Annotated in this window: 15 protein-coding genes; 9 read left to right on the top strand and 6 right to left on the bottom strand. The window is 71.1% G+C overall.

Annotated elements, in window-relative coordinates; genetic code table 11:
• Positions 1–57: 57 nt before the first annotated feature.
• From CBM981_RS12180 to CBM981_RS12160, 5 genes are all read left to right on the top strand, one after another.
• Complete coding sequence (locus tag CBM981_RS12180; RefSeq protein WP_087068623.1) at positions 58–237, top strand: hypothetical protein; 180 nt, start codon at positions 58–60, stop codon at positions 235–237.
• 111 nt (positions 238–348) lie between these two features.
• On the top strand, positions 349–1,572 hold the full coding sequence (locus CBM981_RS12175) for an NAD(P) transhydrogenase subunit alpha (RefSeq protein ID WP_087068622.1): 1,224 nt from the start codon (positions 349–351) through the stop codon (positions 1,570–1,572).
• Positions 1,569–1,856 carry an NAD(P) transhydrogenase subunit alpha gene (locus tag CBM981_RS12170; protein ID WP_006909833.1) on the top strand — a complete coding sequence of 96 codons (288 nt, stop codon included), beginning with the start codon at positions 1,569–1,571 and terminating at the stop codon, positions 1,854–1,856. The genes CBM981_RS12175 and CBM981_RS12170 overlap by 4 nt, the downstream gene beginning before the upstream one ends.
• A gap of 112 nt (positions 1,857–1,968) precedes the next feature.
• Entirely contained in the window at positions 1,969–3,396 is a 1,428-nt protein-coding gene (locus CBM981_RS12165) for an NAD(P)(+) transhydrogenase (Re/Si-specific) subunit beta (RefSeq protein WP_087069398.1), read from the top strand.
• 6 nt (positions 3,397–3,402) lie between these two features.
• Positions 3,403–4,488 carry an alpha/beta fold hydrolase gene (locus CBM981_RS12160; RefSeq protein WP_172820889.1) on the top strand — a complete coding sequence of 362 codons (1,086 nt, stop codon included), beginning with the start codon at positions 3,403–3,405 and terminating at the stop codon, positions 4,486–4,488.
• Here CBM981_RS12160 and CBM981_RS12155 read toward each other — a convergent pair.
• Together CBM981_RS12155 and CBM981_RS12150 are read right to left on the bottom strand one after the other, a co-directional pair.
• Positions 4,455–4,829, bottom strand: a complete 375-nt coding sequence (locus CBM981_RS12155; protein WP_087068621.1) for a ferredoxin — start codon at positions 4,827–4,829, stop codon at positions 4,455–4,457. The two genes, CBM981_RS12160 and CBM981_RS12155, sit on opposite strands and share 34 nt — an antisense overlap.
• A 3-nt stretch (positions 4,830–4,832) precedes the next feature.
• Complete coding sequence (locus tag CBM981_RS12150; protein ID WP_087068620.1) at positions 4,833–6,083, bottom strand: 1-deoxy-D-xylulose-5-phosphate reductoisomerase; 1,251 nt, start codon at positions 6,081–6,083, stop codon at positions 4,833–4,835.
• Positions 6,084–6,133: 50 nt separating this feature from the next.
• Between CBM981_RS12150 and CBM981_RS12145 the strand changes: the two genes are divergently transcribed.
• From CBM981_RS12145 to CBM981_RS12130, 4 genes are read left to right on the top strand one after another with little or no spacing between them, the layout of a single operon-like run.
• On the top strand, positions 6,134–7,057 hold the full coding sequence (locus tag CBM981_RS12145) for a DUF368 domain-containing protein (RefSeq protein WP_225867384.1): 924 nt from the start codon (positions 6,134–6,136) through the stop codon (positions 7,055–7,057).
• Positions 7,058–7,061: 4 nt separating this feature from the next.
• Positions 7,062–7,739, top strand: a complete 678-nt coding sequence (locus CBM981_RS12140; RefSeq protein ID WP_225867383.1) for an RluA family pseudouridine synthase — start codon at positions 7,062–7,064, stop codon at positions 7,737–7,739.
• Positions 7,740–7,759: 20 nt separating this feature from the next.
• Positions 7,760–9,115, top strand: coding sequence for a sodium-dependent transporter (locus tag CBM981_RS12135; protein WP_087068618.1), 1,356 nt, complete (start codon positions 7,760–7,762; stop codon positions 9,113–9,115).
• Positions 9,116–9,146: 31 nt separating this feature from the next.
• Positions 9,147–9,383 carry a hypothetical protein gene (locus CBM981_RS12130; protein ID WP_087068617.1) on the top strand — a complete coding sequence of 79 codons (237 nt, stop codon included), beginning with the start codon at positions 9,147–9,149 and terminating at the stop codon, positions 9,381–9,383.
• A 17-nt stretch (positions 9,384–9,400) separates the two neighbouring features.
• Here CBM981_RS12130 and cysS read toward each other — a convergent pair whose 3' ends face one another.
• From cysS to CBM981_RS12110, 4 genes are all read right to left on the bottom strand, one after another.
• Positions 9,401–10,960: a cysteine--tRNA ligase gene (gene cysS / locus CBM981_RS12125; protein WP_087068616.1), complete on the bottom strand. Its 1,560-nt coding sequence runs from the start codon at positions 10,958–10,960 to the stop codon at positions 9,401–9,403.
• 63 nt (positions 10,961–11,023) lie between these two features.
• On the bottom strand, positions 11,024–11,266 hold the full coding sequence (locus tag CBM981_RS12120; RefSeq protein ID WP_157665451.1) for a hypothetical protein: 243 nt from the start codon (positions 11,264–11,266) through the stop codon (positions 11,024–11,026).
• Positions 11,263–12,279, bottom strand: coding sequence for a glycosyltransferase family 2 protein (locus CBM981_RS12115; protein ID WP_157665450.1), 1,017 nt, complete (start codon positions 12,277–12,279; stop codon positions 11,263–11,265). Before CBM981_RS12115 ends, CBM981_RS12120 begins: the two co-directional genes overlap by 4 nt.
• 98 nt (positions 12,280–12,377) lie before the next feature.
• Complete coding sequence (locus CBM981_RS12110) at positions 12,378–13,151, bottom strand: hypothetical protein (RefSeq protein ID WP_087068613.1); 774 nt, start codon at positions 13,149–13,151, stop codon at positions 12,378–12,380.
• Positions 13,152–13,211 lie beyond the last annotated feature (60 nt).

Genomic DNA, 13,211 nt, shown 5'->3' with positions numbered 1-13,211 from the left:
TGGGCCCCATCCCCGCTCTGCCTAGGTTCCGGGCACCCGCACCCCTCCCCATCGGTCATGCCCTCCCCCCCCGAGACCCGCCGCCCCTGGGCGTCGTGGCAGCGCCGCCATCTCGAGCTCTGCTGGCGGCAGGACTGCGACATCGACCCGCTGATCCTGCGGGCACGGCTGCTGCACCGGCAGCAGGCCCGCGGCCTGGCGGTCAGCATCGAGCAGGAGCTTCTTCCCCTGGTCTGAGGCGCCCGGTTCAGACCGGCTCTGCGTCGGCAACCCCGCACATTCGTGGCGGAGTCGTTGCCGGTTGCGCCGCACCGCTTCCTAATGGAGACAGGACCATGCGAAGCAACGGTGTCCCTTTCTCCCCCCCAGCTCCTGATTCCCCGGGAATACCGGCCCGGCGAGGCGCGGGTGGCCGCCACGCCGGAAACCGTGCAGAGGCTCACGGCCAAGGGCCTGCGCCTGGCCGTGGAAGCCGGTGCCGGTGAGCCCTCGGGCTTTCACGACCGCGCCTACGCCGAGGCCGGCGCCGAACTGTTGTCCCCCGAGGCTGCGTGCTGGGAGCAGGTGGACGGCGTGCTCTGCGTCCAGCCCCCCGCCCAGGAACGCCTGGAGCAATTGCGGCCCGGCGCTCTGCTGGTGGGTCTGCTCGCTCCCTACGGCGCCGATGCGCTGGTGGGAGCCCTGAACCGGCGCCAGGTGTCGGCCATGGCTCTGGAGCTGCTGCCCCGCACCAGCCGGGCCCAGACCATGGACGTGCTCTCCTCCCAGGCCAACATCGCCGGCTACAAGGCGGTGCTGCTGGCGGCGGCGGCCCTGGACCGCTACGTGCCGATGCTGATGACGGCCGCCGGCACGATCCAGCCGGCCCGCACCCTGATCCTGGGCGCCGGCGTGGCGGGCCTGCAGGCCCTGGCCACGGCCCGCCGCCTGGGTTCCGTGGTGTACGTCAGCGACGTGCGTCCCGCCGCGCGCGAGCAGGTGGAATCGCTGGGGGGCCGGTTCGTGGCTCCCCCGGAGCTGGGTAACACCCCGGCCGAGGTGGGCGGCTACGCCCAGGCGGCCACGGAAGCCTTCCTGGCGGCCCAGCGGGAGCAGCTCGAGGACCAGCTGGCCCAGGCCGACATGGTGATCTGCACGGCCCAGGTGCCAGGCCGGCGTGCGCCGCGTCTGATCAGCGAGACGATGCTGGACCGGCTGCGGCCCGGCTCGGTGGTGGTGGATCTGGCCGTGGGGCAGGGCGGCAACTGCGCCTGTACCGTTCCCGGCCAGACGGTGCTGCGCAACGGCGTCCAGCTGATCGGGGCCGACGCCCTGCCCAGCAGCGTGCCCAACCACGCCAGCGCGCTCTATGCCCGCAATGTGGCGGCGCTGCTGGAGCACCTGCTCAGCCTGTCATCGCCGGAAGCATTGCCGGAAGAGGACGGGACGGCTGGTCTCCAGGGCTTCTGCCTCAACCGGGAAGACCCGATCGTGGCCGGCTGCCTGATCACCCACGCCGGCCGTTGCTGGCGGCCGGATGTGGTGGGGGTGCCCGCCGCCGACGAGCCCCAGCTGGTGGGGGCGGGCTCATGAGCTCCCTCTCCGAATCGCTCTGGGTGCTGCTGCTCGGCAGCCTGCTGGGTCTCGAACTGATCGGCAAGGTGCCCCCCACCCTGCACACGCCACTGATGAGTGGTGCCAACGCCATCAGCGGCATCACCGTGCTGGCCTCCCTCACCCTGATCGCCCAGGCGGGCGAGAGCCCGGTGCTGCTGCTGCTGGGGTCCCTGTCGCTCGGATTCGCCCTGTTCAACGTGGTGGGCGGTTTTCTGGTGACCGACCGGATGCTGGCCATGTTCGCCCGCAAGCCGCGCTGAGCCGGCGGGCACACCCCGAGGCTCGCATCGCGTCCCTCCTCCCCTCGCGCCTCCCATCCCGGCGCTCCTTCCGGCTTCTTTCTTTCTTCGCCTCTACCCGCAACCGCTCATGATGGACACACTGGCTGCCGCATTTCCCGTGGCCATCGACCTGGGGGCGGTGCTGCTCCTGGCCCTGGGCATCAAGGGCCTCTCCAAGGTGCGCTCGGCCCGCTCCGCCAACGGTCTGGCCGCCCTGGCCATGGGCCTGGCGGTGGCGGGCCTGCTGGTTCAGCTGCGCCCGGCCCCGATCGCCTGGGCCGGCATCGCCCTGGGGGCCGCCGCCGGCGGCCTGGCCGGCCTGATCACGGCCCGGCGGGTGCCGATGACGGCCATGCCCGAGATGGTGGCCCTGTTCAATGGCTGCGGCGGCCTGGCCTCCCTGCTGGTGGCGGTGGGGGTCGCCCTGTTCCAGTCCGACGCCTCCGATCTGGTGGCCCAGGTGTCGATCGCCATCTCGGTGGTGGTGGGTTCCATCACCTTCAGCGGCTCGATCGTGGCCATGGCCAAGCTCCAGGGCTGGCTCGACACGCCCGCCTGGACCCAGAGCAGCCTGCGCCACGGCGTGAACCTCACCCTGGCGGCCGTGGCCCTGGGCTCGGCCGTGCTGCTGCCCAGCCACAGTGGCGGTGCGGTGCTGGCGGTGCTGGTGGCCAGTGCCCTGCTGCTGGGGGTGGGGGTGACCCTGCCGATCGGCGGCGCCGACATGCCGGTGGTGATCTCCCTGCTGAACAGCTACTCCGGCGTGGCGGCAGCGGCGGCCGGCTTCGTGGTGGGCAGCCAGCTGCTGATCGTGGCCGGCGCCATGGTGGGCGCGGCGGGCCTGATCCTCACCCAGGTGATGTGCACGGCCATGAACCGCTCGCTGGTGAGCGTGCTGTTCGGCGGCGCCCTCGGGGCGGCGGCCAAGGTGGGGGGTGGCGGCAGCGAAGCCGGCTACACCCGCATCACCAGCTGCAGTCCCGAGGAGTGCGCCCTCGCCCTGGAGAACGCCGAGCGGGTGGTGTTCGTGCCCGGCTACGGCCTGGCCGTGGCCCAGGCCCAGCACGCCCTGCGCGAGCTCGCCAAGATCCTCGAAGCCAATGGCACCGAGGTGAGCTACGCCATCCACCCGGTGGCGGGCCGCATGCCCGGCCACATGAACGTGCTGCTGGCCGAGGCCGATGTGCCCTACGAGCAGCTGCAGGAAATGGATGCCATCAATCCCGAATTTCCCCGCACGGATGTGGCCATCGTGCTCGGCGCCAACGACGTGGTGAACCCCGACGCCAAGACCGATCCCGCCAGCCCCCTCTACGGCATGCCGGTGCTGGAGGTGGACCAGGCGCGTCAGGTGTTCGTGGTGAAGCGTAGCCTCGGGGCCGGCTACGCGGGCATCGCCAATGCCCTGTTCGAGCTGCCCCAGACCGCCATGGTGTTCGGCGATGCCAAGGCGGTGCTCAACGGGCTGCTCGCCGAGCTGCGGGAGCTGGGGGTGGGCCGCCAGAAGGTGGCCTCCTGAGCGGGGGTGTCCCCCACGTTCAGGGCGGGCCCGCTGCTGGCTGCCCTTGATCCGGAGCCCTTCCAGCCCCGGTTCCCCTGGCTGGGCGCCGACCTGCAGACCCTGCGCGACAGTCTGCGCCCGCTGGCGCTGGGGCCCGATCGCGGCACCCCTCACCTGTTCGACCTCGAGGGGGGCGAGCATCTGATGGCCTGTCTGGATCCTCCGGAGCTCGGTGGGGCCAGCCCGGAAGCGCCGCCCCGGGGCTGGGTGGTGGTGCTGCACGGTCTGGGGGGAAGCAGCCGCCGTGGCGGGGTGCGCCGGCTGGGGCAGCAGCTGCAGGCGGCCGGCTTCGCCGTGCTGCGCCTGAACCTGCGCGGCGCCGGACCCGGCCGCCCCCTGGCCCGGGGCACCTATGCCGCCCGCTGCAACCGCGACCTCCTGCCGGTGCTGCGGCAGGCCGCTGCCCTGGCGGCGCCGGCGCCGCTGCTGGCCGTGGGCCTCTCGCTCGGGGGCACGGTGCTGCTCAATGCCGCCCTGGCGGAGCCGGCCCTGCTGGCGGGCCTGGTGTGTGTGAGCAGCCCCCTGGATCTGGCCGCCAGTTCGGCCCAGATCGAGCGGCCCCGCAACCGTCTCTACCAGCGCTGGCTGCTGCAACGGCTGATCGCCCAGACCCTGGACGACCCCTTCGGCGTGGATCCCCGCGAGCGACGCGCCCTCCAGGGCGACAACGCGCCCGGCAGCATCCGCGGCTTCGACGCCGCCATCACGGCACCCCGCTGGGGCTACGCCGATGTGGAGGCCTACTACCGGCAGGCCTCACCGCTGCCGGCCCTCGGCCGCAGGCTCCAGGAGGGGAAAGGGCTGCCGCCCACCCTGCTGGTGCATGCCCTGGATGATCCCTGGGTGCCCGCAGCCCCCGCCGCGGAGCTGGCCGCCGCCGTCGCCTCGGCTGGCCGCTCCCCTGCACCGGGATCGCTCGAGGTGCTGCTCACCCGGCAGGGCGGCCACAACGGGTTCCATGGCCGCAGCGACGGGAGCGGGGGCTCCTGGGCCGATCGTCTTACCGCCACTTGGCTTCAGGCTGTCGTGGGGGTATCAGTCCGCGACTGAAAGGGCTGGCGGCGCACGATCCACGCCTCCACCGGCTCCCCGCCCACCACGTGCTGGCGCACGATCCGCTCGATCCGCTCAGGGGTGACGCCGCCGTAGACGATCCCCTCCGGCCACACCAGCAGCACCGGCCCCTCGGCGCAGATGCGCAGGCAGTCGGCCTTGGTGCGCAGCACGATGCCCCCCGCGCGGCCTGGATCCTCGAGGCCGAGCTCGCGCACCAGGCGTTTGAGGGTGTCCCAGCTGGCGTCCCCCACGGCGGGATCGGGGCAGCAGAGCGGCTTGGTGGGGGTGGCGCAGAGCAGCAGGTGGTGGGCCACCGGTGCCGGGTTCACGGCCATGGCTCAGGCCGGCAGGGTGGCGGGCAGGCGGGCCTGCAGGGCGGCGGCGGCCTCCCGCGTCGCCCGGCGTGCCCAGCCGTCCACATCCAGCACATCCTCCAGGGAAGGGCTGTCCATCCGATCGGCGCGGTGGCGGTCGCACACCTGCTCGATCAGGTGCGGGATGTCGAGAAAGTGGATCCGTTCCTCCAGGAACAGGGCCACGGCCTGCTCATTGGCGGCGTTCAGCGCGGCCGGCATCGTGCCGCCGGCGCGGCCGGCGGCGTAGGCCAGCTCCATGCAGGGGTACTTGGCCGGGTCGGGCTTGCGGAAGGTGAGCGAACCCACTTCGGTGAGATCGAGGCGGCGCCAGGGGGTGGGCAGCCGGCCGGGCCAGCTCAGGCAGTAGAGGATGGGCAGCTTCATGTCGGGCCAGCCCAGCTGGGCCAGCACCGAGGTGTCGGCCAGCTCCACCATCGAATGGATGATGCTCTGGGGGTGGATCACGATCTCGATGGCGTCGTACTCCAGGCCGAAGAGGTAGTGGGCCTCGATCACCTCGAGGCCCTTGTTCATCAGCGAGGCCGAATCCACCGTGATCTTGCGGCCCATGCTCCAGTTGGGGTGGCTGGTGGCATCGGCCACGGTGGCCTTGGCCAGATCGGCCGGCTCCCAGTCGCGGAAGGCGCCGCCGGAGGCGGTGAGCTGGATGCGGCGCAGGCCCGGGGTGGGCACGCCGGTGGAGAGGCGGGCGGTGTCGGCCCAGGGGGTGCCCTGCAGGCACTGGAAGATGGCGGAGTGCTCGGAATCGGCCGGCAGCAGCCGGGAGCCGGATTTCGCCAGCTCCGGCAGCACCACCGGGCCGGCGGCGATGAGGGTCTCCTTGTTGGCCAGGGCCAGATCCTTGCCGGCGCGGATCGCGGCCAGGGTGGGCAGCAGGCCGGCGCAGCCCACGATGCCCGTCACCACCAGATCGGCACTGGGCCAGGCGGCCGCGGCGCAGAGGCCCTCCGGCCCGCCCAGCAGTTCGGGCAGCCGGGCGGGTTGGCGGGCCGGATCCAGGGCCTCCAGGCGCTCCCGCAGCTGCGGCACCATGTCGCCGTCGGCCAGGGCCACCGCCTCGGGGGCGTGGCGCAGGATCTGCTCCAGCAGCAGATCGAGATTGTTGCCGGCCGTGAGCGCCACCACCCGGAAGCGGTCGGGGAATTCGCAGGCCAGCTCGAGGGTCTGGGTGCCGATCGAGCCGGTGGAACCGAGCACGCTGATGGCTTTCACGGCAGGGCTCCCTAAGGTTGCGGCGCTCCAAGTGTCCCACCGGTTCGCCCATGGCCCCCGCGCCGTCTCTGCCCTACGTGATCGGCTGCGGTCTGGCGATGGGGGCCGCCGATGTGGTGCCCGGTGTGTCGGGGGGCAGCATGGCCTTCATCCTGGGCATCTACGGCCGGCTGCTGGAGGCGATCGCCGGATTCGATCTGGAGCTGCTCGCCCTGCTGCGCCGGGGTGCCTGGCGCCAGGCGGCCGAGCGGGTGCAGCTGGGCTTCCTCGTGCCCCTGCTGGTGGGGATCGGCGCCTCGGTGCTGCTGCTGGTGCGGCCGATCACCTGGCTGTATGAGCACCATCCGGTGCTGCTGTTCGCCTTCTTCTTCGGGTTGATCCTGGGCTCGATCGTGCTGATCGCCCGCCATGCCCACTGGGGAGCCTCCGGCCTGGTGGCGATGGCCGCCGGAGTGATCGGCGCCCTGGTGCTGGTCACCCGGGTGCCGGTGACCATGCCCCATGACGCCTTCACCATCTTCTGGAGCGGCGCCGTGGCGATCATGGCGATGATCCTGCCCGGGATCTCCGGCTCGTTCCTGCTGCTGGTGCTGGGGCAGTACCAGCACGTGATGGAGGCGGTGAAGGGCCTGGATCTGGCCACCCTGGTGCCGTTCGCCCTGGGCTGCATCAGCGGTCTGCTGCTGTTCGTGCGGCTGCTGCGCTGGCTGCTGCACCGCTGGCACGGCCAGACGGTGGCCCTGCTGGTGGGCTTCATGGTGGGATCGCTCTGGAAGATCTGGCCGTTCCGCACCGTGCTGGACACCACCATCAACGCCAAGGGCAAGCTGGTGGTGCTGCGCGATGCCCTGGCCGCGCCGGCCAGCCCCTCGGCCCTGGCCGCCGCCCTGCTGCTGATGGGCATCGGCGTGGCGCTGGTGGCGGGGCTCGAAGCCCTGCAGGCCCGGGCGGGGGTGGAGGAGATGGGCGGCTGAGTCCGTGAGGCCTGGGCCCACGCCGGTTGGTCCGCCCGCAAGCTGGTGGGGCCTGGAGCTGGTGCATGCCGATGCCTGGCTGCTCGCGGTGCACAAACCCTCCGGCCTGCTCAGCCAGCCCGGCCTCGGTCCTGCCCTGGCCGACTCGGCCCTCACCCGCCTGCAGCAGCGCTGGCCCACGGCCCGGCTGGTGCACCGGCTCGATCGCGACACCTCGGGCCTGCTGCTGCTGGCCCTCGATGCCGCCAGCCATCGCCACCTGAGCCTGCAGTTCCAGCGGGGCCTGGTGCGCAAGGCCTATGGGGCCGAGGTGCACGGCCGGCTGACGGCCCTGCGGGGACGCATCGCCGCCCCCCTGGCCCGGGTCGGCACCCGTCCGCCCCGCTACGGCGTGGTGCCCGCCGGCAAGCCCAGCCTCACCCTCTGGCGCCGCCTGGCCCTGGGTCCGGGCTGGACGCGCCTGCTGCTGCTGCCCCGCACCGGCCGCTCGCACCAGCTGCGGGTGCACCTGGCCGCGATCGGCCACCCGATCCTCGGCGACCCCATCTACGGCGGCGCCGATCCCAGCGGAGCGCCGGCCCCCGGGCGGCTGCGCCTCCATGCCCTGGGCCTGCGGCTCAACCACCCCCACAGCGGCGCACCGCTGCGCTTGCGGTGTGCCGGACACTGGGGCGATCCCTGACCAGTCCCCCCGCACGGCCCATGTCCAGCTTCCGCAGCGCTCCTGGCCACCCCCGTGAGCACTGGGGCTCGTCGCTGGGCTTCGTGCTGGCGGCCGCGGGCAGCGCCGTGGGTCTGGGCAACCTCTGGGGTTTCGCCTACCGGGCCTCCCAGGGCGGCGGCGGCGCCTTCGTGCTGCTCTACGTGCTGATCGTGCTGCTGGTGTGTCTGCCGGTGCTGGTGGCCGAGATGGTGCTGGGCCGCAGCACCGGCCACGCCCCCCTGCTGGCGCCGATCACGGCGGGAGGTCGCCGCTGGGCCCCCCTGGGCTGGCTCTACATGGCCGCGGCCATGGGGATCCTGGCCTACTACGCCGTGCTGATGGGCTGGACCGGTCGCTCGCTCCTGCATGCCCTCACCGCGGGACTGCCCGCTGACATGGCGGCGGCGGAGGCCTACTTCACGGCGATCAGCAGCGGCGGCGATGCCGTGCTCGGCCACCTGATCAGCCTGGCGATCACCGGGCTGGTGGTGGCGGCAGGCATCCGCGCCGGCATCGAGCGGCTCAGCCGCTGGGGTATGCCCCTGCTGTTCCTGCTGCTGCTGGGGCTGCTGGTGTGGGCGCTCACCCTGCCGGGGGCCGCGGAGGGCTACCGCACCTTCCTGCTGCGCTGGGATCCCGGCAAGCTCACCGATCCCACCACGATCCGCAACGCCTTCACCCAGGCCTTCTTCTCGATCGGCACCGGCATCGGCGCGATCCTGGCCTATGCGGCCTACCTCGACCGCCGCAGTCCGATTCCCCGGGAGGCCGCCTGCGTGGTGGGGATGGACACGGCCGTGGGCCTAATGGCCGGTTGCGTCACCTTCCCCGTGGTGGCCAGCTTCGGACTGGGCGATGTGGTGAGCGGCAGCACCGTGGGCACCCTGTTCATCGCCCTGCCCACCGGTCTGGCCTCGCTGGGGGCGAGCGGGCGGGTGGTGGCGGTGCTGTTCTTCTGCCTGGCCTACATCGCGGCGATCACCTCCTCGGTGTCGCTGCTGGAGGTGCCCACCAGTTCGCTGATCGACCGGCTCGGCTGGAGCCGGCGGCGCACGGTGTGGCTGCTGGTGGTGCTGATCGCCCTGCTGGGCCTGCCCGCGGCCCTCGATGTGGCGGTGCTGGAGCGGATGGATGCGGTGTTCGGCGGCGTGGTGCTGATCAGCGGCGGGCTGGCGATGGCCCTGCTGCTGGGCTGGGGGGCGCCCTCGCGCTTCCTGGCCGACCTGCACCAGGGCGGCAGCCCTCCGGCCCTGGCGCTGCCGCTGCTCTGGGCCCTGCGCTGGCTGTCGCCGCCGGCGATCACGGCGGGGCTGGTGGTGTCGGTGCTGGATCTGGTGCGCAGCTGGAGCGGCTGAGGCTTAACTGGCTGCAGTTCGGAGCCTGGGGATGGCGCCACTGCCGGTGTGGCTGCAACGCTGGAATTTCATCGAGCGCGCCAGGCTGGAGCGCCAGCTCTGGGAGGCCTTCGAGCGGCGGGAGGACATCGAGGCGCTGGTGGAGGGCTGCCGCCAGGCCCTGCAGGCGGGCGACGCCAGCCAGGCGTTCCGCTTGGACGTGTGGCAGACCACCCTGCAGCGCATCCGCCGCATCGAGCGGCTGATGGCCGATCAGCCGAAACCCTGATCTGCGTCCCCGCCTGATCAGTGGCGCAGCCAGTCGGTGACGCCGCCGGGCCGGTCGATCAGCTCGATGCCTTCGGCCTGCAGTTCGGCGCGGATCCGGTCGGCTGTGGCGAAGTCGCGGGCGGCCTTGGCGGAGCGGCGCGCCTCGATCCGCGCGGTGATCCGGGCCTCGAGGGCGGCGGTATCGCCTGTGCCCCGGGCCTGGACGGCGCTGGCGGGCTGCTCAGGCCGCAGGCCCAGCACGGCGGCCAGCTCCTGCAGCAACCGGCTGCGGCTGGCCAGGGGCGGGCTCTCGAGCTCCTGGGCAGCGGCGGCATCGCCCCGCTCCAGCCGGTGGGCCAGCCCCCGCAGGGGTCTGGCCAGCTCGAACAGCACGGCCAGGGCCGCCGCCGTGTTCAGGTCGTCGTCCATGGCGGCGATGAAGCGGCGGTGCAACGCGGCCAGATCCGCCGGGAGTGAGGCGGGATCCGTGGCGTGGGGAGCTGGCGTGACCGGGGCGAGCGCAGCGGGATCTGCCGGCTCGGCTTGCGGTCCAGCCTGGAGCCCGGTTTGTGGTGGGGCATGTGGTGCGGCTTTCGTGCCGCTGCCCAGACGCAGGGCGGCATTCAGACCATCCCAACCGCTGGCGGCGGCCTCGAGGGCCTCGGCGGTGAAATCCAGCGGTTTGCGGTAGTGGGCCTGCAGGGTGAACAGCCGCAGCGTCATCGGACTGACGCCGGAATCCAGCAGGGCGCGGATGGTGGTGAAGTTGCCGAGCGACTTGCTCATCTTCTCGCCGCCCACGTTCACCATGCCGTTGTGCAGCCAGTAGCGGGCCAGCTCCCGGCCCGTGGCCGCCTCCGACTGGGCGATCTCGTTCTCGTGGTGCGGAAAGATCAGGTCGGCACCGCCGAGGTGGATGTCGATCGTGTCGCCCAGCTCCTCCCGCACCATGGCCGAGCATTCGATGTGCCAGCCCGGCCGGCCCGGTCCCCAGGGGGAGGGGAAGCAGGGTTCGCCCGGCTTGGCCCCCTTCCAGAGGGCGAAGTCGAAGGGATGCTGCTTGCGGGCCTCCTCGGCGTCCGCCACCCGCCCGGCCGCGTTGTCCTGCTGCTCGGCCAGGTCGCGGCCGGAGAGCTTGCCGTAGCCGCTGTGGCGCATCACGGCGAAGTACACATCGCCATCGGCGGAGTAGGCGGCCCCCTTGGCCTCCAGCTCCTGGATCAGGCTCCGGATGGCCTCGAGGCTGCGGGTGGCCCGGGGCATCCGGTCGGCCGGCAGGATATTGAGCCGGGCCATGTCGGCTTCGAAGGCCTCGATGTTGCGGGCGCTCACCACCTCCATCGAGCTGCCCTCCCGGGCGGCCCGCTTGAGGATCTTGTCGTCAATGTCGGTGTAGTTCTGCACGAAGGTCACCGCATAGCCGCGCCAGAGCAGGTAGCGGCGCAGCACATCCCAGGCGATGTAGCTGCGGGCATGGCCCAGGTGGCACAGGTCGTACACCGTGACGCCGCAGCAGTAGATGCTCACCCTGCCGGGCTGGAGCGGCTCGAAGGGCTCCACGCGGCGGGTGAGGGTGTTGGTGAGCCGCAGGGTCACAGTGGAGCGAGGGACGAGAGGGGATCGTGCCACACGCCGGTGGGCGGCGGCCCGTGAGCTGCCCTAGGGCGGCGGCTGCTGGCCGCGATCCAGCCGGCCCACCACGTAGCCCACCACGGCACCGAGCAGGAAGCCCTGCAACTGGAGGATCTGGCGCCGGTACCGCCAGGGCACCCTGCCCAGCTGGATGCCCACCACCAGGGCCAGGGCCAGGGCCCCTGCGCCCACGGTGCGTCCCAGCGCCAGCCGCCCCGGGCGCCGGCGCGTGGCCAGGTCATGGTCGGGCTGGGGTGGTTGGCGGCTCATGGCGGGGCCGGCGCGGCGGACCACTGGTTCAGCCACAGGCGTCGCCAGGTGCCGCGGGGATCGTGGCGGAGGCGCCGGTGGCTGAGGTACCACAGCCGGTTGAGGGCAAAGCTGGCCCGGTTCTGACGTTCCAGCTCCGGATCGCTGAGGATGGTGGCACTGTGCTCGGGGTTCAGCGCAGCCATGGCCGCGTGGGCGAAGCTCCCATCCACTTGCTCCACGGCCGGGGTGCAGCGCAGACGGTCGCGGTAGTCGAGATCCTCGGCATAGGCGGGGTGGAAGCTGGGGTCGAAGAGGCCGAGCCGATCCCAGCAGAGCGCTGTGAGCAGGAAGGCGGAGAAGCCGTTGGGATCGGGAAGGAGCTGCAGGAACTGGGGGCGGTTGGGGTTCAGGCTCGCCAGAGCGGCGCTCAGCACGCCGGAAGCCAGCACCACATCATTGTTGATCAGCAGCGCCAGCGGGGCTGTGGGAAAGCTGCTGAGGATGAGATTCCAGCTGGCCGCCACACCCAGGTTGGTGAACGGCCGGGCGATGTGGATGCTTCCGATCAGCGGATGACCCAGCTGCCGCAGGGCCCGCAGCTGGGCCCCGACGCTGGACTCCGGTGGACTGTTGTCCACCACCGCCAGGATCTCCACCGGATGGTCGAGGCTGTCCAGCAGCCGCTGGAGCAGGTCGGCCCGGTTGAGGATCGGCACGCCCAGGAGGGGCAGCGGCCCGCTGGCCCGCTCTGGAGGGGTGGGGGGGGCCGGCAGGTCATCGAACACCTGCCAGAGCAACTCGATCAGGTACTGATCACTGGTGCGCTCCACCACATCGCCGAGGCAACGCCAGAGTTCCGGCTGCAGCAGATCGTGCCTCTGTGGTGCGCTGGGCAGGGAGGCGGCCCAGTCCTTGAGCCAGTGGTACACGATCGAGCGGGCGCCCTGCAGGTCCTGCTCCTCGATCGCTGCTTCCACCTCGGTGGCGAGGGAGCGGGCATCGGGGCGGCTTGGGTCACTCCAATCCAACATGGCCAGGCAGAGCAAGGGAGATGGCCGGCAACGGCAGCGTTGTCAGGCCAAAAAAAAGACCAGCCCGGAGGCTGGTCTTGATGGAGCAGGAGAGAGGATCAGAAGTCCTTGGTGGCTCCGTTGGCATCGTTGACCCACAGGTCCCTGGTGGCGTCGTAGGTGAACTCGGAAGAACCGATGAAGAGCTTGTCGCCCTCGCTTTCGCCCGTGATGCGCAGACCTTTGATGTCGTTCTTCTTGATGATCACTTCGTCGACGTCGGTGTCGCTGCCGAGGTCGAGGTCTACACCCCGCACCTTGCCGTTGAACTTCACAGTGTCAGCCCCATCGCCAAGGAAGACATCAACATCCTTGACGTTGCCGCCGAAGATCAAGGTGTCATCGCCATCACCCATGTCGACGACAGAGTTTCGGACGACAAATTTGTCCTTGGGGTCCTTGAAGAGGGCGTAGTCGTCGCCGGTGTCGGCGCGGAAGGTGCCGTTCTTGAAGGTGCCGAACTGGCGGAAGGAGTCGTCTCCCGCACCCATGTCGATGTACGTCGGGCGAGAGCCGTCCTGAGGCTTGCTCGTTTTGGTGTCGGTGTCAGTGCTCTTGGTGCCGATCTGCAGGAAGTCGTCGCCGCCCCCCATGAAGGCCTCAAGACCGCGGATGCTGGTCTTGGGACCGCCCAGGAGCTTCACGACGGTGTTCTGATCACCGAAATCGGTCATCAAGAGGTTGCGGATCGGGTTCGGGCGGTTGTTCTCCACCACGAACACCCCGTTGGCCTGCTTGGTCACGTCAATCTGGTTGACGCCGGTGCCCTTGATTCCCGTCCTCTTCCCCTTGACGAAGGAGCCGGACGCAAAAGCGATCGTGGTGGCGACCATGCCCTTAGGAAAAATTAAGTTGACGGAAAGCTACCAGCCCTTGAAACCTCAGTCACGGCC

Origin of the sequence: Cyanobium sp. NIES-981 (assembly GCF_900088535.1) — a bacterium.
In the GTDB taxonomy this organism is placed as follows: domain Bacteria; phylum Cyanobacteriota; class Cyanobacteriia; order PCC-6307; family Cyanobiaceae; genus NIES-981.
The sequence above is the reverse complement of the archived record's forward strand: the minus strand, read 5'-3'. Positions and strand labels throughout refer to the sequence as shown.